The organism is Nonomuraea sp. CA-143628 (genome assembly GCF_050942315.1).
GTDB lineage: Bacteria > Actinomycetota > Actinomycetes > Streptosporangiales > Streptosporangiaceae > Nonomuraea.
The window spans coordinates 1,647,802-1,669,010 of the sequence record NZ_CP192072.1 but is presented as its reverse complement, the minus strand read 5'-3'; the positions used below and the strand labels follow the sequence as shown (position 1 = coordinate 1,669,010).

Genomic DNA, 21,209 nt, shown 5'->3' with positions numbered 1-21,209 from the left:
TGCCGCCCTTCGGGAGACAGCACGGTGAAATACCTACTCACGGAGGAGAGGCGTTGAGTGCTGAGACTGTCGAGATCGACGACGGAGAACTGATCCGTCGTTCGGCACACGACCCAGAGCAGTTCGCCACGCTTTTCGACCGCTACGCCAAGCAGATCCACCTGTACGCGGCGCGGCGGCTCGGCACGCAGGCCGCCGACGACATCGTGGCCGAGACGTTCCTGGCGGCCTTCCGCAGGCGCGGGACGTACGACACGTCGTTCGCGCTGGCCAGGCCCTGGCTGTACGGCATCGCCACCACGTTGATCGCCAGGCATCGGCGGCAGGAGGAGCGGCTGCTGCGGGCGCTGAGTCGCACCGGGGTTGACCCTCTGCCCGAGGAGCTGGCCGACATCGTGACGCGCCAGGTGACGGCGCAGGGCAGGGAGCGTGAGCTGGCGGGGGCGCTGGCGTCCCTGCCCCGTGGACATCGGGACGTGCTGCTGCTGGTGGCATGGGAGGACATGTCGTACGAGGAGGTGGCGCGGGCGCTGGACATCTCGGTGGGGACCGTACGGTCACGGCTGCACCGGGCGCGGAAGAAGGCCAGGAACGTGCTCGGGGACGAGGAGCTGTGATGAACGCGATCAAGGAGTTTCGCCGGAACACCCCGTCGATGACCGCCGAAGCCGCGGATGCGGCCAGGGCACGGCTGATGACGGCGATCAACGAGCCGGGGGCCGCACCGCTGGTGACGGCGGTTCACGAGCGGGGAGCCCTACGACTGGTGTCGGGGGCCGTAGGGAAGCCGACCGCGACTCGCGCGAGAAGGCTCGGCTGGCGGGTCGCGGTGGCCGCGGCGCTGGCCCTGGTCGTCGGCGGGACCGTCGTGGCGCTCAGGGACCAGCCGGACATGGCACCGGTGGCCAGCGTGGCCGAGCTGGGCGAGCGCGCCGCTCGTGCGGCCGAGACCGACCCCACGCCCGCCCCGGCCTCCGGCCAGTGGCTCTATACCAAGGAACTACAGCTGAGCGGCGTCGAAGGGGACGTCGACCGGGACCAGCGCGACACCTGGGAACGGTGGACCAGCGTGGACGGCAAGCGGTCGGCCTGGTACCAGGGCGGCAAGTTGATGTTCCAGGGCAGCGCGGTCATGAACCCGGCCGAGCTGGCCAAGCCCCCTGTCACCTCGACCGGAGTGATTACCAAGATCAAGGCGGCCATCCTCGACGAAGACCGCCGGGGGCCGCAGGAGCTGAACGGCCGCGTCCCGCCGGGGATGCTTCTCATGGAGATCAACCAGCTCATGACCGAGCAGTGGCTCGCCCCCGAGGTACGGGCCGCGCTCTTTCGCGCGCTGCCCACGATCAAGGGCATGACGGTGACCCAGGACGTGCCCGACGCCGACGGACGGCGTGGCGTGGCGTTCAGCCTCACCGAGGCCGAGGCACGCAACTACCTGATTCTGGACCCGGAGACCTTCCGCTACCTGGGCACCAACTCAACACGGCTGAAGGACCGCACCTACAAGTGGGCCGACGGCAGCAAGGAGACCTTCAAGGCGGGCAAGGTGGGCCTGACCGCCCAGCTCGAAGCCAAGATCGTGAACCAGCCCGGCCAACGCTCCTGATCACAGCGGAGGCAGGCTGACGACGAGACCCAGGGCCGCGGCCCAGCCGACCGCCCTGGCATGGGCAGCACGCACATGGCACAGGCATCAACTCTTGCCCCGGCTTCCGACCTGAGAAGGTCAGCCCTGTGACCCCCGCCCTGTGACCCCCGCCCATGACCCCGCCCCATGACTCCAGCCACGCGACCAGCCCCGTGACCAGCCCCGTGACCAGCCCCGTGACCAGCCCCGTGACCAGCCCCGTGACCAGCAGTGGGCCCACATCCGCCGCATCTAGGGGCTGAAGGAGGTAGCTCTGGGCATCTGGGCCATCGAGATCGCGCTGATCAACGAACCGGTCGGCCGACCGGTGGTGTCAGACCACCACGGCGCCTGGGACAGGGCCGTGAGCGGGGATCGCGGTGCGGGTGATGCCGGACGTGGTGAGAGCGGCGGCCAGACGGTCGGCGTGGGCGGCGTCGGTCGCGAGGAAGGCGCAGGTCGGACCGGAGCCGGAGACGATCGCGCCGAGCGCGCCGTACTGGCGACCGGCTTCAAGGGTGTCGGCCAGCTGAGGGCGGAGCGTCAGGGCGGCGGGCTGGAGGTCGTTGGTCAGGTACGCGCCCAGCTTGCGGGCGTCCCCGGCACCGAGCGCCTCCAGCAGCGGGTCGCTCAGCTGCGGCCAGGGGGTCTCCGCACCGGTCGCGGCACGGAGCCGGTCGCACTCGGCATAGACGGCGGCCGTCGACAGCCCGCCCTCCGCCACCGCGAACACCCAGTGAAACCGGCCACCGGTCGGCAGCTCGCTGAGCTGCTCACCCCGCCCGATCCCCACCGCCGTGCCGCCGAGCAGTGAGAAGGGCACGTCACTTCCCAGGTCGCCGGCGATCTCCATGAGGTCGTCGAACGGCAGGCCAAGCCCCCACAACTCGTTGCACGCCACCAGAGCCCCCGCCGCGTCCGCACTCCCCCCGGCCATGCCACCGGCCACCGGGATCGCCTTGCGGATCACCAGTGCCGCGCCATAGGTGCGGCCCGCGTGCTTGGCCAGGGCTCTCGCGGCCCGAATCGCCAGGTTCTCGTTATCGATCGGGACCCGGTCCGCCCAGTCGCCCCCCACCGTGACGGTGATCGACTCGGACTCGTTGGCGACCACTTCGTCGAAGATCGATACGGCGTGGAAGACGTTGACCAGGTCGTGATAGCCGTCTTCCCGAAGCGGTCCGACGGATAGCTGCACGTTGACCTTCGCGGGCACCCGTACGGTAACCGAGCTCATCGATCTTCTGTCACTTTCGTCGTTTGCCGAGGTTGAGGACTCTTCTCGAGCCTGTCGAGGACACCCGAGCCTATAGGGGCTCGCTTCCCGCACACATGATTCTCGGCAGAAGTGGTGACGCCTGTACGGGACCGATGCAACACCCGTACCCGAGGGGGCGATTCTCCGGCACTGCGGTCGGCGATCCTGGTAAAACCATCGCCGTGGCGCGGAGCGCGTGGCGCGTGGCGCGTGGCGCGTGGCGCGTGGCGCGTGGCGCGTGGCGCGTGGCGCGTGGCGCGTGGCGCGTGGCGCGTGGCGCGTGGCGCGTGGCGCGTGGCGCGTGGCGCGTGGCGCGTGGCGCGTGGCGCGGAGCGGACGCCCGCGACTTGCGGTGCCAGATGCCGGCGTTGCCAGTGCGCTGAGGGCTCCGCCGGCCCGCTTTGGCGGAATGTCGCATAGGAGAGGAGCCGCGCGATCATGCGGGCTGCAGTCGCCATGAAAGCGACACCTGATCAACTATCGACATCGGAACGGACAAGGCCGGCTGCCAGAGTCCGCCTCTCAGCGTGAGGAAGAACGATGCCATCGATCGTCTTCGGGACATTCGCCGTGATCGCAGTGATCGTGGCCGTGGTGTTGTTCCTCGTGTTGCGGCGAAAGCCGCACACCCGGGTCGGGGCGTACGTCAGCGCGATGTTCGTCCTCCTGGGCGCGGGGCTGCTCGCCATGGGCTCCATCTCGTTCGCGAGCATGGAATCCGCCGCGCTGCGAATCTTCACGCCGGAGGAGCGCGCGGTCGCGGTGCCGTGCAACGCGGCGGTCCTGGGGATTGAGGAGACGTCCAACAAGTTCAACGGACGCTACATCTGGCTGCTGCGGCTTCGCGTGACCCCTCAGGGCGGCAGCCCGTACGAGATCGAGCGCACAGCCCGGCTCAGCTCGTCCATGGGGGAACACCTGGAGCGGGGGAACGTGGTGCTGTCGTGCCTGGTGGACCCCACCGACCATACCCGGATCGAGATCTCGGCCCTGGCCTGAGCTGTCCATGCGGGCTTACCGCCGCAGCCGACTCAGTACCCAGGCCTGATTTCGGTACGAAAGTGGGCCGCCGGACACGCGCGACTCGAACGGCGGGTCGCGAAAAGCATCGGCCTGTATGGGATCAGGGGCGGGGCAACCCAGGTGGCCTCCTCAACACGCTCACAGATCAGTTCCGCCCACTCGGCGGGGTCACCCACGGCCAGGGTGAGTTTCCAGCCGTTCCAGGGATCGCGTTGCTCGATCTCGGCGCAGACCTGTTGTTTCTCCAGGCCCGGTGAGCTCTGCGAGCTGTAGCCCGGCCCCGCCGACACACACGGAACCCAGGCCCGAGAACTCACACGCCGGCCCGTACGGAGTCCAGGCCCAAGAACTCACACACCACCCCATACAGAACGCAGATCCAAGAACTCACACACCACCCCATACAGAGCCCAGGCCCAAGAACTCACACACCACCCCATACAGAACGCAGATCCAAGAACTCAAAGGCACGTCCCAGAGCATGTGGCTGCGCTAGGGCGACGGCACCCTGGAACTGATCGAGCTGCCCTACTGCTAATCCTGGCGACCCAGGGCTGACCCGTCAGCCTGACGGGCCCGGGGCTGACCCGCCGGGCGGGCCGATGAAACCTGTGGGCTTTGCCGACCCACGTCGGCACGCATGACGTGGCAAATGGATCGAGCACCTGAAGCGGAAGTATCTGGCGCGATGTCCTGCCACTCTGGCGAGAGCACGTCGAGAAGCGCGCGTGGCAAGATCGGGATAACGTGGCGCCCTCTGGAGGAGGTCGACAATGTTCGATGCGCCCAGACATCACCTTCAACCATCGCGCTGGCAGAACGCTCTTTGAGAAGGAGGATGCGTGACAGTGGCACAAGTACTGGTGGTCGGCCTCGATCCCGCCAAGCTCGAGGGCTGGGACCCGGAGCCAGTTCAGGCGGCGATGGCACGCGGTCAGGCCCGTTTCGACGATCATGGTATCGAGGCCGACTGGTGCCTGTTGGCAGTTGACGAGAACCCCGAAGGAGCGATCGTTGAGGCGCTGACCCGCAAAGACTACGTCTGCGTGGTGATCGGGGGCGGCATCCGCAAGCACGAGCCGTTGCTCGAACTCTTCGAGAAGGCGGTCAACCTGGTCCGGCAGCACGCGCCCAACGCGGCCATCGCCTTCAACAGCAGCCCCGACGACTGCGCCGACGCAGCTCTGCGGTGGCTGCGCTAGCGGCAGGCTAACCTCGCCGACGCTGTGCTCCGCGTCCTGCCCGACTCGGACACCCGCCGCCACACCGCCGATGTGGCCCGATGATCAGCGTGGGCGGCTGAGGGCAGCCTCGGCCAGATCTGTCCATTTCTCGACCGAGGAGTGGGGCACGACCACCCAGTCCTTCATCGTCCTGCCCTGCTCCGAGGGGTCGAACAGGGACGCCCCGGCCAGCTGGAGCGCGGCTGCGTGTTCGGGGGTGTCCCTGACCAGCCGGAACACCATCGCGCCGTCGCGCTGCAGACTCGCGAACACCTTCCCCGCCTGATCTTTGAGCGCGGGACTCCCCATCATCCTGGAGATCCGTACACCCAGGTCGGCAAGCTCGGCGCCGACCTGCTTGAAATCCTCTTCCGCGCTCATCGTCAGTCGGTCCCGAACTCCATCGTGTCGTGGTCGAACAGCTCGTCGTGGCCGAACAGCTCGTCGTGGCCGAACAGCTCGTCGTGGCCGAACAGCTCATTGTGGCCGAACAGCTCGTCGTGGCCGAACAGCTCATTGTGGCCGAACAGCTCGTCGCGGTTGGGGCTCTTCCCGCCTGGCGCGATCGCCTCGGCCCCCACCTTCCGGCAGCACGGCGATCAGGCTAGTCGTCCCGACGGCACCGATCAAGGCCGGAAGCGGGGTGCCGACCATGCCGAATCCCGCCACCGGTCCTCGACCGAGCGATAGATCACCATCAGCCGATCACCATCAGCGCCGACCAAGAAGATGTGAAGACCGGAAGGTCGGGTGGCCCAGGGCATCGCAGCCCTGGACTCCCACGCAACCGTGTGCGTAACAGTCGCCCGTTACCGGGTGAGCAGGTCGCGGGCCATCGCGGTCCCGGGTGTGTTCAGTTAACCGATCGAAAACCGTACAGCCCCTCATGCGGCCTGGTAGACGACGTGTCACTAGGTCGTTGATTCGCTGCACGGCGGGACACCACCCGGAAGGCACAGACCGCGCGAAGCATGGCGGCAAATGACTCGACTTGGGCGACGTTAGATTGGGGGAATAAGGCCTTTTGGAGAGAAAGAGTGTGTTTTGTCGGAAGTGACGGTTGTTGAGGTGCCGCAGTGGCGGGGGTCGGGGTCTGCTACGGCGGAGCGGCTTCGGGAGGGGGCCCGGTTGGTGGCCGGGATGGTGCCTGCGACGCGGCGACTGCGTGTGCAAGTCGATGATGATCTGGTAACCACGGCCTCTCGGGTGCGGGCGGTGATGTTGCAAGTGGGCGAAGGGCTCATGGTCACTGCTGGAGGTGATTGCGGGGTCGAATTGGAGCCGGTGGCGGCGGCTCGGCGAACATACGGGGATCGGCTGGTGGTCGTCTGGTTCGATGCTCATGGGGATCTCAATACGCCGTCCGGCTCACCGTCTGGGGCGTTTCACGGGATGGTGCTGCGAGCCCTCACCGGTGAAGGACCGGAGGGGCTGGTGCCCGAGGAACTGGTCCGTCCGTGGCAGATCGTGCTCGCCGGGGTGCGGGATCTCGATCCGGCCGAGGGTGCGTTCGTTGAGGCGAGTGGGGTGTGTCATCTGGGCATGCCGGACTCCGCGACTCTGGTCGATGCGATCGCTTCAGCTGGTTTCGATCGGGAGCAGGGCGGCTTTCCGAAGGAGCGTGGATTCGAGGAGAAGGCCGTCTACATACATATCGATCTTGATGTGCTGGATCCGGAGGTGTTCGCCAGCGTGGGGACGCCGGCCCCGGGCGGGATGCGACCTGATGGGTTGCTTGGACTGGTCAGCGCGGTGGCGGAGCGGTTCGAAGTGGCAGGGCTGGGGATCGTGGAGTATGAGCCGGGCAGGTCCGAGGATCAGGAGTTGCTCGCACCTCTGGTCGAGAAGTTGGTCAAAGTCTGCGCTCGTGCTTGAGGAGCCGGGCCGCACCCGGCGAATCGAGGGGATGGATGCGGCCCGGAAACAAGAACTGGTCCTCGTGCGGTGGTGACGGCCTGGAGAGGCTCGGTGGGGCGCGGCCCAGGAACGAGAACCGACCCTCGTACCGTGGTGACGGCCAAGAGAGGCTCGGCGGGGCGCGGCCCAGGAACGAGAACCGACCCTCGTACCGTGGTGACGGCCAAGAGAGGCTCGGCGGGGCGCGGCCCAGGAACGAGAACCGACCCTCGTACCGTGGTGACGGCCAAGAGAGGCTCGGCGGGGCGCGGCCCAGGAACGAGAACCGACCCTCGTACCGTGGTGACGGCCAGGAGCGGCTCGGGGGGCTGTCGGCTGTCGGGGTCAGCCCGGGCGTACAGCGCCTCGGTATAGGGGGCGATAGTAGGTGGAGGTTAGGAACGGGGTTCTTCTGACTACGTCGCCGGTTTTGGGGGCGTGGATCATTACGCCGCCGCCGAGGTTGAGGCCGACGTGAGTGGGGTCGCCGGTGCCGCCACCGAAGAAGAGCAGGTCGCCCTTGCGTAGCTCGCCGAGTGTGACTCTGCGGCCCTGGCGGAACTGGGTGCCTGTGTAATGGCCGAGCCTTATGCCGGCTTTGGACCAGGCGTAGAGGGTCAGGCCGCTGCAGTCGAAGCCCTTGGTGTGGGCTCCCCTGCCTATGCCTGTGGTGGCGCCTGACGGTGTGCCGCCGCCCCACGAGAACGGGGTGCCCAACTGGTCGATGGCGGCTGCCGCCGCGATGTCGCCCTTGGTCCGGGGCTTGGTCCCGGGCTTGTTTCCGGAATTGATCCCAGGCTTGGTGGGTCTTGGCTTGGGCGGAGTATCTCGGGGGTCTCCAGCGTCTCCGGCGTCTCGGGGATCTCCGGCGTCTCGGGGATCTCCGGCGTCTCGGGGATCTCCAGCGTCTCCGGGGTCTCCGGGAGTTGTGGCTGGGAGGTTGGGGGCCGGACAGGCTTCTGGGGGCAGGGGGATGAGGATGTAGATGGGCTGTTGGTCCGCGCCACCGGGATGGTCGACGCCATCAGAATGGTCCACGCTCTCAGGACGCAGGGCCAAGAGTGTCTCTGGTGGGACGTCCCGGGAGAGCCTCGTATCGTGTCCGCCGTTCGCGGGGCTCATATAGGGTCCGCCGTTTGCAAGGCTCGTTTCGCGTCCGTCGTTCACGGGGCTTGTATCGCGCGCGCCGTTCACGGGTTTGGTGGGTAGGGCGATCAGGTGGAAGCACTGGGTCGTCGGTGGCTTGAGTGAGGTCGCGCTGGTGCTCGCGGCAGCAGCCGTGTTGGGGAATGCGAGGAGCGCTGCGAGGGTGCCTCCTCCGACCGCGAGCCCGGTAAGAGCAGGGCGGAGGCTCAGGACGGGGCGAGGGTCCGGGGCAGCGCGGGTGTTCAGAGCGGGGCCGGGGCTCACAGCGGGGCCGGGGCTCACAGCGCGGCTGGCGTTCAGGGCGGGGCTGTTGGCCAGGGCGGGGCTGGTGGTTGGCCTGGAGCGGATGTTCAGGCCGGAGTGGGTGGCTGGGCTGGAGCGGATGTTCAGGCCGGAGTGGGTGGCTGGGCTGGAGCGGATGTTCAGGTCAGGGTGAGGGGTCGGGGCGGGGTTGGCGGGCGGGCTGAAGCGAGTGCCCAGATCAGAGTGGAGGGTCAAGCCGAAGCGGCAGGTCAGGGCGGAGTGGGGGGTCATGTGGGCCTCCTGCGACGTGCGGAACGGAGGCCCCAGGATCTTGCGATCGGGCTTGGGGGCGGGGAGCCGAGCGGAGTTCTGTGGATAACTGGAGTTGCGGAGGCGACCCTCTGTGGATTACCAGGGTGGCCGGGGATGGCTTTTGTGGCTTCCAGGCCCTGATGTCCGATCGCCTAAGCACGCAGGCAAACTCGGGTACGGGTCCCCCTCGGGTACGAGTCCCCCTCGAGCGCAGATCTCCACGGGCTCGAATCTCCACAGGCGCGGATCCCCTCAAACGCGCCGATAGCCCGAGGCGTGCGAGCCGTACCCGCCCGCTCTACGAGGGCTTGGCCTCGGCGATTCGGGCGAAGGCTGTTACGTCGAGCTGCTCCCCCCGCGCGGACGGGTCCACCCCGGCCGCCCGCAAGGCGGTTTCCGCCTCCGCCGGGCTGCCGGCCCAGGATGCCAGCGCGGCCCGCAGCGTCTTGCGGCGCTGTGCGAACGCGGCGTCGATCACCGCGAACACCTCCTCGCGCGAGGCCGAGGTCTCGGGCGGATCCCGGCGGGCCATGGAGACGAGGCCGGAATCCACGTTCGGTGCGGGCCAGAACACCGTCCGCCCCACCGGGCCTGCTCGCCGTACGTCCGCGTACCAGGCGGCCTTCACCGACGGCACCCCGTACACCTTCGACCCAGGGCCGGCCGCGAGGCGGTCGGCCACTTCCGACTGGACCATCACGAGGCCCTTGCGCAGTGACGGCAGCACTTGCAGCAGGTGCAGGACCACGGGGACCGCGACGTTGTACGGGAGGTTCGCGACCAGGGCGGTGGGCGTGTGGCCCAGCAGGTCGGCGGGGGTGACGCGCATGGCGTCGGCCTCCACGACCGTGAGCTTGTCGCCTAGGCCGCGGCCCGCCACGGTCAGCGGGAGCTGGCCCGCGAGTACGGGGTCGATCTCGACGGCCACCACATGCCGGGCTTCGGGGAGCAGTGCGAGGGTGAGTGAGCCGAGGCCGGGGCCCACCTCTATGATCACGTCGTCTGGGGCCAGTGAGGCCACTCTGACGATGCGCCGCACGGTTCCCGCGTCGATCACGAAGTTTTGGCCTAGCTTTTTCGTCGGACGAAGATTTAGCTTATCCGCCAAAATACGTATTTCTGCAGGGCCCAACAGGCTCATCATCCAACCAGTCTCCCGCATCGAAGAACCTGCGATGGCGGATGGGGGCACCACAGGGGAGGATGGGCGTGGAACAGGAAGGGACGTCCTTGATGGAGCCAACGGGCGCCGCGCCGCTCCGCCCGACGGATCTGCGGGAAATCGGCCCGTACCGGCTGCTCGGCCGACTCGGCGAGGGCGGCATGGGTACGGTGTTCCTGGCCAGGGCACCGACGGGGCGGTTTGTCGCGGTCAAGGTGGTGAAGGCCGAGTTCGCCAACCAGCAAGGGTTCGCGGACCGCTTTCACGCCGAGGTGGAGAACGCGCGACGGGTGGCATCGTTCTGTACGGCCCAGGTGCTGGACAACGGCAACACTGGCGACAGCCGCCCGTACATGGTGACCGAGTACATCGGCGGCACCCCGTTGTCGGACCAGATCGCCAAGTACGGCGCGCTGGACCCGGGGCCGCTGCACGGCGTCGCGCTGGGAGTCGCGGCGGCGCTGGCGGCGATCCACGTCGCCGGGCTGGTGCACAGGGATCTCAAGCCGGCCAATGTCATATTGTCGCTGTCCGGGCCGCGAGTGATCGACTTCGGCATCGCCAGGGCGCTCGACAGGGAGACCGGGTTCACCATGTCCGGTGAGCTGCTGGGCAGTCCCGGCTGGTGGGCGCCTGAGCAGGTGCGCGGGGAAACGGTCACTCCCGCCGTCGACATCTTCGCCTGGGGCTGCCTGATCGCGTACGCCGGTAATGGGCGCCACCCGTTCGGGCGCGGCGACCCCATCACGCTCGCGACGCGCGTACTGAACGCGCCGCCGGACCTGGGCGCTCTGCCCGCGCCACTCGATGAGCTGGTCCGGCGGGCTACCGACATGGATCCGGCTCAGCGGCCCACCGCCCAGGACCTGCTGATCGCCCTGGTCGGAGGCACCGCGCCCGCCCCTGCGCCGACATCGGCGGCACCGGCGGTCGATCCGCCGACTCTGGTGGCTCCCGGGCTGCTCGACGGCTGGGAGCCGCCGCAGAACGTGGTGAACGAGCCCGACATCACCGCCACGTTCGCCACGCCGCCGCCCAGCGACACCACGGCCAAGGGACCGGCCATAGCGACCGACCCAGGCCGGTCGGGATCTCGGCCGGAGGCGACGCCGGGGTCACAGCCGGGCTCACAGCCTGGGTCACAGCCTGGGTCACAGGCGGGGGCGCAGGGGCAGCAAGCGCCGCAGCCGCAGCAGGCTCTTCGGGAACAGTCGCCGGGTCAGGAGCAGCCCGATCTGCAGGAGTTGGCTCGCCGGGAGGAGCAGGCGGCTCGCGAGGAGCTGGCGCGCTGGGAGGTGCCCACCCCCCAGCAGCCGACCCCCAAGAAAGGGCTGCGCAAGAAGCCGAGTGCCAAGAAGGAGCAGGCCCGCTTACCCGAGCAGACGCAGCAGCCGGACCAGGCTCAGGTCCAGGCCCAGGTCCGTCAGGAGGAGCTGAACGTACAGGGTCGCCAGACGAATCCGGGACTCCAGGCAGAGGCGCTGTCCACGGACGACACCCAGGCCCCGGCCCCCGGACGGTCTCTGAGCACCCGGTGGCTCATCGCGGCCGCCGCGGCCGTGGCGGCCATCGCCGTCACCTTCGCCGTCCTCATCGTGACCTCCAGCCGCAACACTACGCTGCCCGTCCAGTCGCAGACCCAGACGGCGTCCGCCTCGGCGCGGCCCAACGACCTCGGTCACCGGTTCGCCCTCGGCAAGTCCTTCGACGACCCGCAGCTCATCGTCGCGGCGGCCCCGCAGTGCGGCCTGAAGGAGTACGAGGGCAAGACGCAGACCCTGGGCCAGCTGTGCGTGGTCCGCTGGACGATGCTGAACCCCGGAGGCGAGCGCCAGGAGATCGGCGACCCGATCGTCTCGCTGCTGGACGACAAGGGCGGGCGTCACGACCCGGTGGAGCCCGCGTTCCCGGCGGCGATCACCGCGGGTGACCGCGTCGACAACGCGTTCGTGTTCGACCTGCCGCTGTACCGCAAACCGGTACAACTCATCGCGACCAGGCTCAAGAACGGTAACCAGATCGAGGTCCGGTTGTGAAGATGATCGGTGCGGCGCTTGTGGCGCTGGCCGTCCTCATAGGCGGCATGAGCACCGCGGCGACGGCCGCCGCCAAGAAGGCCGCGTGCTCGGGCACGAGCGACTTCGACGGCGACGGCGTGGAGGACGTGGCGGTCGGCGATCCGTTCGCCGACGACGGCAAGGGCGCGGTGCACATCCTCTCCGGGGACAAGGTGATCCCCGTCCCGGTGCCCAGCGTCGAGGGCGACGCGCTCGGCTGGTCGGTGACGCTGGCCAAGATCGACCCCGGCAACGCCTGCGCCGACCTGGTAGTGGGCGCGCCCTACGCCGATGTGGACGGTGTCAGGGACGCGGGTGCGGTCTATGTCGTGTACGGCGGGAACAGCAAGGCACCGGAACGCCTGACGGCTCCCGAGCCGCAGCGCAACGCCCACTTCGGCTGGTCCTTGGCCGCAAGGGGCGACGTGGTGGCGATCGGCGCGCCGTACGAGGACCAGGCCCAGATCGCCGACGCGGGCTCCGTCTACGTACGCCAGGGCTTGGGTCGGCTTATCCGGATAAATCAGGACTCAGTGGAGGTGCCGGGTAACGGCGAAGTGGGCGATCAGTTCGGCTGGTCGGTGGCGGTCGGGCCGGGCAACAGCCTGCTCGTCGGCGTCCCGTACGAGAACGACGACGGCGCCGGCCGCCAGGTCGACCAGGGCAAGTCCGATTCGGGGGCCGCGGTCCGCATCGACAACGCGCTGGCGCCGAGGCTCTCGGGGACCAAGCTCGACTCGCCCACCAAGGAGGCAGGAGACAGGTACGGCTACGCGGTGGCCTACGCCGAGGGGTCCGGGTTCGCGGTGACCGCACCCGGCCGCGGCTACGTCCAGCTCTACGACCAGGCCATGCGCCCGACGAGGCGGGTGGGGCAGGGCGCCGGGTTCGGCTTCTCGCTGGCCGCCTCGGCCGACGGCAGGGTGGCCGTCGGCTCGCCCTATGAGGGAGCCGTACGGGTGCTGTCGCTCAAGAACGAGGCCGAGGACAAGAAGCTCCCGACATCGGACGGCCTGTTCGGCTGGTCGCTGGCCTACAGCGGCAACAAGCTCTACATCGGTCAGCCCGACGCCGTCCCGACCGGCAAGGTCATGGTGCTGGCCCGCAACTCCGACGAGCTGCGGCCGCTCCAACCGCCCAAGGGAGCCGACTTCGGCACATCGATCGCCGGTTGATCCACCCGGCAACCCACACAAAGGGGTCAGCCGAACAGTCTGGCCCCGCACTCCCGCCACTGCCCCTGCCACCGCCCGCCGACCAACTGGTAAAGGAGCTGCGCCCGATAGGTCTGCTCCTCCGGCGGCCAGGTGTGGGGTAGCCCGGTCCCGCCGACGGCCGTCCACATGGCCTGGCTGAACCCGTACATCCCGTAATAGGGCCCGGCGGGGTTGACCGCCAGCGGGTCGCCGTTCGACATGCACTGGGCCAGCGCCGCCCAGTCGAGCGCCGCCACGGCCGCCGGCACGACCACGGTGTGCGGCGGCGCGGGCGGGCTGACCCTGATGACGGTCCCCTGCGCCGGGAAGCTGTCGAGCGGCGGCCGCACCCGGTAGCCGGGCCGCACCGGGACGCGGCGTTGCCTGAGCACCTCGCGGATGGTCCGGCCGGTGGTCGTGGTCGCCATCCGGAGGCCGCCCGCCTCGATGTACACCTCACGCCGCGTGTACACCGAGAGCGACATCCCGGACAGCGGCACGTGCTTGGTCGGCGGGGCCGACAGCCGGCCGCCCGCCGGGCTGATGTCGAGCTCGGCCAGCGCGTCGCCCACGTTCGTGGCGGTCACCAGGCGCCGGCTGGTGCGGCCGTCGAGGGTCAGCGTGATCGGGCGGGCGTGGCGTACCACGATCCGCGTCCCGTCGGCGATCTCCTCCTGCCCGGCCGGGCGTACGGAGTCACCGAACCCCACAGAGACCCCGGCCTCGCCGAGGAGCTCCTGCACCGAACCGGCGAAGCTGCGCAGCGCCATCGGCTTGCCGTCGACGACCAGCACCACGCTCTTGACCAGCGCCGCGACGGTCCCGATGCCGCCCACGGCCACGACCGCGAGCAGGCAGATCACCGGTGTCCACGGTGATCGCCAGGCAATACGAGGGCGCGGGGCGCGCCTCTTTCCGCGCACGGACTACCTCCGGTAGTGGCTTCGGGCGGCACGACGCTAGTGGCGCCCGAACCGCCGTCTCTACCGGTTCACGGAAAGATGGTCACCACTCTCCGAAGACCGTGACTCCATTGACACTGATGGCCTCGCACAGCTCATCCGGATGGACCCCCTTGACCTCCGCGAGACAGCGCAGAGTGAGGGGTATGAGGTAGGGCGCGTTGGGCTTGCCCCGATAAGGCACCGGTGGCAGGTAGGGGGCGTCGGTCTCGACGAGCATGAGCTCCGTCGGCGCCACCCGTGCCGCCTCGCGCAGGTAGGAGGCGTTCTTGTAGGTAACCGGCCCGGAAAAAGACATGAAATATCCGGCTTCGGCGCACTTCTTCGCCATTTCGGGGTCACCCGAGAAGCTGTGGAACACCACCACCGGCGGCGCACCCACCTCGGCCAGCACCTTCAGCACGTCGTCGTGCGCGTCACGGTCATGGATGACCAGCGCCTTGCCGGTGCGCTTGGCGATCTCGATGTGCGCCCGGAAGCTCGCGTGCTGGTCCTCTTTGGTCGCCCAGTCGCGGTAGTAGTCGAGCCCGGTCTCCCCCACCGCCCGCACCTCGTCGCGCCCGGCCAGCGCCTCGATCTCGGCCAGCGTCTCGGGCGTGGCCGCGTGCGCCTCGTTGGGGTGGATGGCGACGCCGGCGTAGATCCCCTCATGCTCGGCCGCCGCCTCGGCGTTCCACCGGGAGGAGGGCAGGTCGTAGCCGATCGTGACGAGCCGGGTCACGCCGACGGCACGCGAGTCGTCGAGGATGCTCCGTACGCTCGCCGCAGCCGCCTGCGCCGCCTGTGCCACGGGATCGCCCGAGGACGCCTGCCGGTTGCCGACCATGATGTCGAGGTGGCAGTGGCTGTCGAACACCGGTGCGGACAGGGGCTCGGGCGGGCTGGGAATCTTGCTCACGCCCTCTAAAGTAACGTCCATGCGCTTCGGCATTCTCGGCAGCACCCGTGCCTGGCGCGCGGACGGCGCCGAGGTGCCACTCGGCGGCCGGTCCCGGCGAGCGCTGCTGGCCCTGCTGCTCATCCGGCCCGGCGAGGTCGTCCCCTATGACCGGCTCGTCGACGTCCTGTACGGCGAGCAGCCGCCCAAGAACGCCCAGCACGCCCTGCACTCCCAGGTGTCGAGGCTGCGCGGCGACGGCATCATGGTCGAGCGGGCGGCCACGGGCTACCGGCTGGCCGTCGATCCCGGCGACGTCGACGCGCACCGGTTCCTGCGGCTGGCCGAGGAGGGGCGGCAGGCGCTCGACAGCGACCCCGACCGGGCCGCCGCGTTGCTGGGCGAGGCGCTGTCCCTGTGGCGCGGCCCCGCGCTCTCCGACCTCGACGCGACGCACGCCGTACCCCTCGAAGAGCAGCATCTGGCCGCCCAGGAGGACCGGATCGAGGCCGACCTGCGACGCGGCGCGCAGCGGGCGGCGATCCCGGAGCTCGGCGAGCTGATCGACCGCCACCCGCTGCGCGAGCGGCTGCGCGGCCAGCTCATGCGGGCGCTCAGCGCGGACGGCCGGCCGGCCGAGGCGCTGGTCGCCTACGAGCAGGCCAGGCGGCTGCTGGCCGACGAGCTGGGCACCGACCCCTCGCCCGAGCTGTCCGGCCTGCACCAGCGCCTGCTACGCGGCGAACTCACCCACCTGACGCCGCCCAGCGCACAGACCGCACCCGCACCGACCACCACCCGAACGGCCGAACAGCGGCCGGCCGAACAAAGCGGCAGGTCGCGGATACCGGCCCGGCTCACCACGTTGGTCGGCCGGGCCTACGACCTGGCCGCGGTCGACACACTGCTCGACTCGGCCCGCCTGGTGACGCTGCTGGGGCCGGGCGGCGCGGGCAAGACGCGGCTGGCGGTCGAGGTCGCCGGGCAGCGCCCCGACGCCTGCCTCGCCGAGCTGGCCGCCCTCACCGAGGGCGCCGACCTCCCGCGCGCGCTTCTCGCCGCGCTGGGCATACGTGAGGGCGGGCTGCTCGGCCCCCGCTCCACCGCCTCCGACGGCTTCTTCGCCCGGCTGGTCACCGTACTGGCCGACCGGCCGTTGCTGCTGGTCCTGGACAACTGCGAGCACCTGATCGCGGACACCGCCGCCCTGGCCGAACGGCTGCTCGAAGCCTGTCCCCGGCTGCGCGTCCTGGCGACCAGCCGCGAGCCGCTGGGCATCACGGCCGAGCACCTCTGGCCGGTCCGCCCGCTGGCCGAGGCGGACGCCGTGCGGCTGTTCGCCGACCGGGCGAAGGCGGTTCGACCGGATTTCGTGGCTGACGAGGCGGTCGGCGAGATCTGCGCGGCGGTCGACGGCCTGCCGCTGGCCATCGAGCTGGCCGCCGCCCGCATGCGCACGCATGAGACCCGCGAGCTGGCCCAACGCCTCGGCACCGACCGTTTCAAGCTGCTGTCGCGCGGCAGCCGCACCGCCGACGCCCGGCACCAGACGCTGCGGGCGGTCGTCGCGTGGAGCTGGGAGCTGCTCACCGAGGGCGAACGTACGATGGCCGCGCGGCTCACGGTGTTCGCGGGCGGCGCGACGGCCGGGGCCGCCGCCGAGGTGTGCGGCCTGCCCGACGCCGAGGACCTGCTCGACTCGCTCGCCGACAAGTCGCTGGTGACCGTCACGGACGGCCGCTACGGCATGCTGGAGACCATCCGCGCCTTCTGCGCGGAAGAGCTGACCGGCGAACCTTCCGTACGGCGTGCGCACGCGAGCTACTTCCTCGCCCTCGCCGAGCGGGCCGACCCGCACCTGCGCGCGGCCGAGCAGCTCGACTGGCTGGAGTCGCTGTCCGCCGAGCACGACAACCTCCGGACGGCCCTGAGCTGGGCGGCCGAGGCGGGCGATGTGCGGCTCGGCATGCGGCTGCTGGCGGCGCAGTCCACCTACCTGTGGATGCGTGGGATGCGCGGCACAGCCACGGCCCCGGCCGTGGAATTGCTCAACAAGGTGGAGCCGGATCCGGACCTCGGCGACGCGTACGTGCTCTGCCTGCTGACCACGGCCGGCGACGAGGCGGCCGGCCAGCTGTGGACCCGCCACTCCGCCGTGGCCGACGCGATCGTCTCGACGGGCGAGGGGACACGCGAGTATCCCATTCTCACGTTCCTGTGGCCGATGATCACCTCGGCCATGCACGCCCCCGAGGCGACGCTCGCGGTGATCTCCAGGGCCGCGCACAGCCCCGACCCGTGGGAACGCGCGATGTCCCGGTTCATGTGGGCCTATTCGCTGATGGCCCGGGGCGAGCACGCCCAGGCGCAGGCCGATCTGGTCTCGGCGCTCGACGACCTGCGCGCGCTCGGCGACCGGTGGGGCTCGATGCTCTCGCTCGACGCGCTGGCCATGCTGGCGGGCATGCACGGCAGCCGGGAGGCCGCGCTGGCCCACACCGACGAGGCCATCGCGCTGGCCGAGGAACTGGGCGCGACCGAGGACCTGGCCGATCTGCTGTGCAACCGGGGCGACCTCAATCTGCGCGCCGGCCCGGCCGCTGCCAGGGCCGACTACGAGCGGGCCGCCGAGCTGGCCCGGCGGGTGGGCGTGCCGACGAACGTGGCGTCCGCGCTGCGCGGGCTCGGCGACCTGGCGCTGGACGAGGGCGACCTGGTCAGGGCCCGGGAGCTCTACGAGGGGGCGCTGCGGCGCTCGGATCCCGGGTGGCTCAGGAGCGCCGGCAACAGGATCCGGATCCGGCTCGGGCTTGGCCGCCTCGCGGAGGCCGAGGGCGACCGCGAGGCGGCCAGGGACTCATACCGGCAGGCCGTGGAGGTCGCGGTCGCGACGGGCCCGGCGCCGGAGAGCGTCCACGCGTTCGAGTCGCTCGCCCGGCTCGCGCTCACCGACCTCAGCTCGGAAGCGGCCACCGGCGGCGCGTGGCAGGCCGCCAAGCTGCTGGGGGCCGGCACCGTGATGCTCGGCGGGACCCATCCCGAGACCCCCGTCGCCGCGGACGTCTCCGCCCGGGCGCGGGCCGTCCTGGGCGAGGAGGCGTACAAGCGGGCCTGGACCGAGGGCGCGACGCTCACCCACTCCCAAGCGGCCCTCCTGGCGGGTGTGTCCGAGGCGGCGATCGCCGCCTCACCGTTGCGCCTGATCGCCGCCCAGCCCGGTGAGCTCGGGGTGAGCCCGCGGTGAGCGCGCCCGGCGAAGCTCGTCGGCATGGACATCCTGATCTCCGGCGCCAGCGTCGCCGGCCCCGCCCTGGCCTACTGGCTGAACCGCTCCGGACACTCCACCACGATCGTCGAACGGGCGGCCGCCCTGCGTGAGGGCGGCTACTCCGTCGACTTCCGCGGCGACGCCCACCTGACCGTGCTCCGCAAGATGGGCATACTCGGCGAAATCCAGCGGCAGCAGACCAACATGGGCGCCATGTGGAACGTCAACGAGGCGGGCAAGAAGCTGAGCGCACTGCCGGCCGACCTGTTCGCCGGCGACGTCGAGATTTTGCGCGGCGACCTGGCCAAGATCCTCTATGAGCTCACCAGGGACCACACCGAATACGTCTTCAACAACTCCATCGCCGCGCTCGACGAGGACGCCGACGGGGTCACGGTCACGTTCGAGCGGGGTCCGAGCCGGCGCTTCGACCTGGTGGTCGGCGCCGACGGCCTGCACTCGAAGGTGCGTGAGCTGGCCTTCGGCCCCGAAAAGGAGTTCATCTCGTACCTGGGCCTGTACTGCGCGGTCTTCACGACGGAGAACTACCTCGGCCTCGACTACAGCGGCCACGCCTACAACACGCCGGGCAAGATGGTCGCCCTCTACAGCTCCCGGCAGAACACCGAGGCCAAGGCCATGTTCTGGTTCGGCTCGCCGGAGCTCACCTATGACCGCCACGACACCCGCCGGCAGCAGGAACTGCTGGAACAGGCGATGGCGGGTGTCGGCTGGGAGGCTCCCCGGCTGCTGCGGGACATGCGGCGGGCCGACGACTTCTACTTCGACGCCATCGCCCAGGTGCGCATGGACCGCTGGTCAAACGGCCGGGTCGGGCTGCTCGGCGACGCCGCCTGGTGTCCCTCGCCGCTGTCGGGCATGGGCACCGGGCTCGCCATGGTGGGCGCGTACGTGCTCGCGGGCGAACTGGCGGCGGCCCGCGACCACCGGACCGCCTTCGCCGGGTACGACGCGGCCATGCGCGACTATGTGCTCACCTGCCAGAAGTCCGGCGAGGGGGTCAGCAAGTTCATGGTGCCGGAGACCAGGTTCATGCGGTGGTTCATGAACCAGAACTACAAGCTGATGCCCTATCTGCCCTTTACCGGGCTGATGGCGCGGACCGCACGGAAGACGGCCGGCGCCATCACGCTCAAGGACTATGACCTCAGTCGGCCAGCCGGGCCAGCTCCTCGTCCACGACCTTCGGGTCGAGCTTCTTGAACAGCGGCACGGGCGGCGCGAGCGGTGTGCCCGGCTTGATCTGCCGGTGCTCCCACTGGGCCGCCCCGTTGTAGTCGCCGGTGATCACCGGGTAGGGGGTGCCGCCGTCCTCGTCGACGTCGTGCATCTCCGGCATGCCGGACCAGACGCCCTCGCCGCCGAGCATCGCGTGAACCTTGTTGGACGAGCCGGGCAGGAACGGCGTGAGCAACGTCTTGGCGTCGTCGACCACCTGGAGGGCGACGTGCAGGATCGACTTCTGCCGCTCCGCGTCGTCCTTGAGCTTCCACGGCTCCTGCTCGGCCAGGTAGCGGTTGGCGTCGCGGACCACGTCGAACGCCTCGGTGATGGCGTTCTTGAACCGCGAGCGGCCGAGCTCCGCCCCGACGGGCCCGAAGGCGTTGCGCGAGCGCTCCAGCAGCGCCCGGTCGGCGTCGGTCAGCTCACCGGCCTCGGGGATCGAGCCGAAGTTCTTGGCCGCCATGGAGATCGACCGGTTGACCAGGTTGCCCCAGGCGGCGACGAGCTCGCCGTTGTTGCGGTTGACGAACTCCTGCCAGGTGAAGTCGGTGTCCTGGTTTTCCGGACCGGCCACGGCGATGTAGTAGCGCAGCGCGTCGGCGTCGTAGCGGGCCAGGAAGTCGCGGACGTAGATGACGACCTGCCGCGAGGAGGAGAACTTCTTGCCCTCCATGGTCAGGAACTCGCTGGAGACCACCTCGGACGGCACGTTGAGCGCGCCCAGCGCCCCCGGCGAGCCGTCGCGAGCGCCCACCCCGCTGTAGCCGAACAGCATCGCCGGCCAGATCTCGGCGTGGAAGACGATGTTGTCCTTGCCCATGAAGTAGTAGCCACGGGCGTCGGGATTCTGCCACCACTGGCGCCACGCGTCGGGGTCGCCGGAGCGCTTGGCCCACTCGATGGAGGCGGACAGGTAGCCGATGACGGCGTCGAACCAGACGTAGAGCCGCTTGTTGGGCTGGTCGCGCCAGCCGTCGAGCGGGATCGGCACGCCCCAGTCGAGGTCGCGGCTGATCGCCCGCGGCTGCAGGTCACCGAGCAGGTTGAGGGCGAACTTGAGGACGTTGGGCCGCCACTCGCCCTGCTTGGACTGCAGGTAGGTGCCGAGCACCTCGGCGAAGGCGGGCAGGTCGAGCATGAAGTGCTCGGTCTCCACGAAGACCGGCGTCTCGCCGTTGATCCGGCTCTTGGGATGGATGAGCTGGATCGGGTCGAGCTGGTTGCCGCAGTTGTCGCACTGGTCGCCGCGGGCACCGTCGTAGCCGCAGATGGGGCAGGTGCCCTCGATGTAGCGGTCGGGCAGGGTGCGTCCGGTGGACGGGGAGATCGCGCCCATCGTGGTCTTGGGGAAGATGTAGCCGTTGTCGTAGAGGCCCTTGAAGATCGCCTGCGTGACGTCGTAGTGATTCTTCGTCGTCGTGCGGGTGAACAGGTCGTAGGACAGCCCCAGGCCGGTCAGGTCTTCGGCGATCACCCGGTTGTAGCGGTCGGCGAGCTCGCGGGCGGTCACGCCCTCCTTGTCGGCCTGCACCTGGATGGGTGTGCCGTGCTCGTCGGTGCCGGACACCATCAGCACCTTGTTGCCCGCCATCCGCTGGTAGCGGCTGAAGACGTCGGACGGCACGCCGAATCCGGATACGTGCCCGATGTGGCGAGGGCCGTTAGCGTACGGCCACGCTACGGCGGTCAAGATGTGCTGGGACATAGGCCC

The 21,209-nt window shown here is 69.7% G+C and carries 18 protein-coding genes; 10 read left to right on the top strand and 8 right to left on the bottom strand.

The features are described from left to right. Positions 1-53: 53 nt before the first annotated feature. Together ACQP2T_RS07795 and ACQP2T_RS07790 are read left to right on the top strand one after the other, a co-directional pair. Complete coding sequence (locus ACQP2T_RS07795; RefSeq protein WP_433515521.1) at positions 54-617, top strand: RNA polymerase sigma factor; 564 nt, start codon at positions 54-56, stop codon at positions 615-617. Further along, complete coding sequence (locus tag ACQP2T_RS07790) at positions 617-1,609, top strand: CU044_5270 family protein (protein WP_433515520.1); 993 nt, start codon at positions 617-619, stop codon at positions 1,607-1,609. The genes ACQP2T_RS07795 and ACQP2T_RS07790 overlap by 1 nt, the downstream gene beginning before the upstream one ends. A gap of 355 nt (positions 1,610-1,964) precedes the next feature. On the opposite strand, the gene ACQP2T_RS07785 is transcribed toward ACQP2T_RS07790, so the two are convergent. After that, positions 1,965-2,867, bottom strand: a complete 903-nt coding sequence (locus ACQP2T_RS07785) for a 4-(cytidine 5'-diphospho)-2-C-methyl-D-erythritol kinase (RefSeq protein WP_433515519.1) — start codon at positions 2,865-2,867, stop codon at positions 1,965-1,967. A 561-nt stretch (positions 2,868-3,428) separates the two neighbouring features. Between ACQP2T_RS07785 and ACQP2T_RS07780 the strand changes: the two genes are divergently transcribed. Both ACQP2T_RS07780 and ACQP2T_RS07775 read left to right on the top strand, forming a co-directional pair. Next, a complete protein-coding gene (locus tag ACQP2T_RS07780; RefSeq protein WP_433515518.1) occupies positions 3,429-3,887 on the top strand; it encodes a hypothetical protein in 459 nt (152 codons plus the stop codon). Between the two features lie 872 nt (positions 3,888-4,759). Beyond that, positions 4,760-5,113: a hypothetical protein gene (locus ACQP2T_RS07775; RefSeq protein ID WP_433515517.1), complete on the top strand. Its 354-nt coding sequence runs from the start codon at positions 4,760-4,762 to the stop codon at positions 5,111-5,113. 84 nt (positions 5,114-5,197) lie between these two features. Here ACQP2T_RS07775 and ACQP2T_RS07770 read toward each other — a convergent pair whose 3' ends face one another. Further along, complete coding sequence (locus ACQP2T_RS07770) at positions 5,198-5,515, bottom strand: hypothetical protein (RefSeq protein WP_433515516.1); 318 nt, start codon at positions 5,513-5,515, stop codon at positions 5,198-5,200. Positions 5,516-5,517: 2 nt separating this feature from the next. Next, on the bottom strand, positions 5,518-5,715 hold the full coding sequence (locus tag ACQP2T_RS07765) for a hypothetical protein (protein WP_433515515.1): 198 nt from the start codon (positions 5,713-5,715) through the stop codon (positions 5,518-5,520). 559 nt (positions 5,716-6,274) lie between these two features. Here ACQP2T_RS07765 and ACQP2T_RS07760 point away from each other — a divergent pair. After that, positions 6,275-7,009, top strand: coding sequence for an arginase family protein (locus tag ACQP2T_RS07760; protein ID WP_433515514.1), 735 nt, complete (start codon positions 6,275-6,277; stop codon positions 7,007-7,009). 366 nt (positions 7,010-7,375) lie between these two features. Here ACQP2T_RS07760 and ACQP2T_RS07755 read toward each other — a convergent pair whose 3' ends face one another. Beyond that, positions 7,376-8,197, bottom strand: coding sequence for a C40 family peptidase (locus ACQP2T_RS07755; RefSeq protein WP_433515513.1), 822 nt, complete (start codon positions 8,195-8,197; stop codon positions 7,376-7,378). Positions 8,198-8,414: 217 nt separating this feature from the next. On the opposite strand from ACQP2T_RS07755, the gene ACQP2T_RS07750 reads away from it, so the two are divergent. After that, complete coding sequence (locus ACQP2T_RS07750) at positions 8,415-8,612, top strand: hypothetical protein (RefSeq protein WP_433515512.1); 198 nt, start codon at positions 8,415-8,417, stop codon at positions 8,610-8,612. A gap of 417 nt (positions 8,613-9,029) precedes the next feature. Here ACQP2T_RS07750 and rsmA read toward each other — a convergent pair whose 3' ends face one another. After that, the gene (rsmA, locus tag ACQP2T_RS07745; RefSeq protein ID WP_433519729.1) at positions 9,030-9,872 is read right to left on the bottom strand and encodes a 16S rRNA (adenine(1518)-N(6)/adenine(1519)-N(6))-dimethyltransferase RsmA; all 843 of its coding nucleotides are present in this window, start codon (positions 9,870-9,872) and stop codon (positions 9,030-9,032) included. Between the two features lie 92 nt (positions 9,873-9,964). Between rsmA and ACQP2T_RS07740 the strand changes: the two genes are divergently transcribed. Further along, a complete protein-coding gene (locus ACQP2T_RS07740; RefSeq protein ID WP_433515511.1) occupies positions 9,965-11,929 on the top strand; it encodes a serine/threonine-protein kinase in 1,965 nt (654 codons plus the stop codon). A 2-nt stretch (positions 11,930-11,931) separates the two neighbouring features. Continuing rightward, positions 11,932-13,125 carry a hypothetical protein gene (locus ACQP2T_RS07735; RefSeq protein WP_433519728.1) on the top strand — a complete coding sequence of 398 codons (1,194 nt, stop codon included), beginning with the start codon at positions 11,932-11,934 and terminating at the stop codon, positions 13,123-13,125. Positions 13,126-13,151: 26 nt separating this feature from the next. Here ACQP2T_RS07735 and ACQP2T_RS07730 read toward each other — a convergent pair whose 3' ends face one another. Together ACQP2T_RS07730 and ACQP2T_RS07725 are read right to left on the bottom strand one after the other, a co-directional pair. Then, a complete protein-coding gene (locus ACQP2T_RS07730; protein WP_433515510.1) occupies positions 13,152-14,009 on the bottom strand; it encodes a ubiquitin-like domain-containing protein in 858 nt (285 codons plus the stop codon). 142 nt (positions 14,010-14,151) lie between these two features. Then, positions 14,152-15,027, bottom strand: a complete 876-nt coding sequence (locus tag ACQP2T_RS07725) for a TatD family hydrolase (RefSeq protein WP_433515509.1) — start codon at positions 15,025-15,027, stop codon at positions 14,152-14,154. Here ACQP2T_RS07725 and ACQP2T_RS07720 point away from each other — a divergent pair. After that, the gene (locus ACQP2T_RS07720; protein ID WP_433515508.1) at positions 15,026-18,229 is read left to right on the top strand and encodes an ATP-binding protein; all 3,204 of its coding nucleotides are present in this window, start codon (positions 15,026-15,028) and stop codon (positions 18,227-18,229) included. The two genes, ACQP2T_RS07725 and ACQP2T_RS07720, sit on opposite strands and share 2 nt — an antisense overlap. A gap of 24 nt (positions 18,230-18,253) precedes the next feature. Further along, positions 18,254-19,477 (top strand): FAD-dependent monooxygenase, encoded by a 1,224-nt coding sequence (locus ACQP2T_RS07715; RefSeq protein ID WP_433515507.1) that lies wholly within the window; start codon positions 18,254-18,256, stop codon positions 19,475-19,477. Here ACQP2T_RS07715 and metG read toward each other — a convergent pair. Further along, a complete protein-coding gene (gene metG / locus ACQP2T_RS07710) occupies positions 19,422-21,203 on the bottom strand; it encodes a methionine--tRNA ligase (protein ID WP_433515506.1) in 1,782 nt (593 codons plus the stop codon). The two genes, ACQP2T_RS07715 and metG, sit on opposite strands and share 56 nt — an antisense overlap. Positions 21,204-21,209 lie beyond the last annotated feature (6 nt).

What these genes read in the sequence shown, in the direction of transcription:
- ACQP2T_RS07780 (WP_433515518.1), top strand. Translation starts at nt 3,429, where the DNA reads ATGCCATCGATCGTCTTCGGGACATTCGCCGTGATCGCAGTGATCGTG.
- ACQP2T_RS07720 (WP_433515508.1), top strand. Translation starts at nt 15,026, where the DNA reads ATGCGCTTCGGCATTCTCGGCAGCACCCGTGCCTGGCGCGCGGACGGC.
- metG (WP_433515506.1), bottom strand. Translation starts at nt 21,203, where the DNA reads ATGTCCCAGCACATCTTGACCGCCGTAGCGTGGCCGTACGCTAACGGC.
- ACQP2T_RS07785 (WP_433515519.1), bottom strand. Translation starts at nt 2,867, where the DNA reads ATGAGCTCGGTTACCGTACGGGTGCCCGCGAAGGTCAACGTGCAGCTA.
- ACQP2T_RS07735 (WP_433519728.1), top strand. Translation starts at nt 11,932, where the DNA reads ATGATCGGTGCGGCGCTTGTGGCGCTGGCCGTCCTCATAGGCGGCATG.
- ACQP2T_RS07725 (WP_433515509.1), bottom strand. Translation starts at nt 15,027, where the DNA reads ATGGACGTTACTTTAGAGGGCGTGAGCAAGATTCCCAGCCCGCCCGAG.
- ACQP2T_RS07740 (WP_433515511.1), top strand. Translation starts at nt 9,965, where the DNA reads ATGGAGCCAACGGGCGCCGCGCCGCTCCGCCCGACGGATCTGCGGGAA.
- ACQP2T_RS07790 (WP_433515520.1), top strand. Translation starts at nt 617, where the DNA reads ATGAACGCGATCAAGGAGTTTCGCCGGAACACCCCGTCGATGACCGCC.
- ACQP2T_RS07715 (WP_433515507.1), top strand. Translation starts at nt 18,254, where the DNA reads ATGGACATCCTGATCTCCGGCGCCAGCGTCGCCGGCCCCGCCCTGGCC.
- ACQP2T_RS07760 (WP_433515514.1), top strand. Translation starts at nt 6,275, where the DNA reads ATGGTGCCTGCGACGCGGCGACTGCGTGTGCAAGTCGATGATGATCTG.
- rsmA (WP_433519729.1), bottom strand. Translation starts at nt 9,872, where the DNA reads ATGAGCCTGTTGGGCCCTGCAGAAATACGTATTTTGGCGGATAAGCTA.
- ACQP2T_RS07770 (WP_433515516.1), bottom strand. Translation starts at nt 5,515, where the DNA reads ATGAGCGCGGAAGAGGATTTCAAGCAGGTCGGCGCCGAGCTTGCCGAC.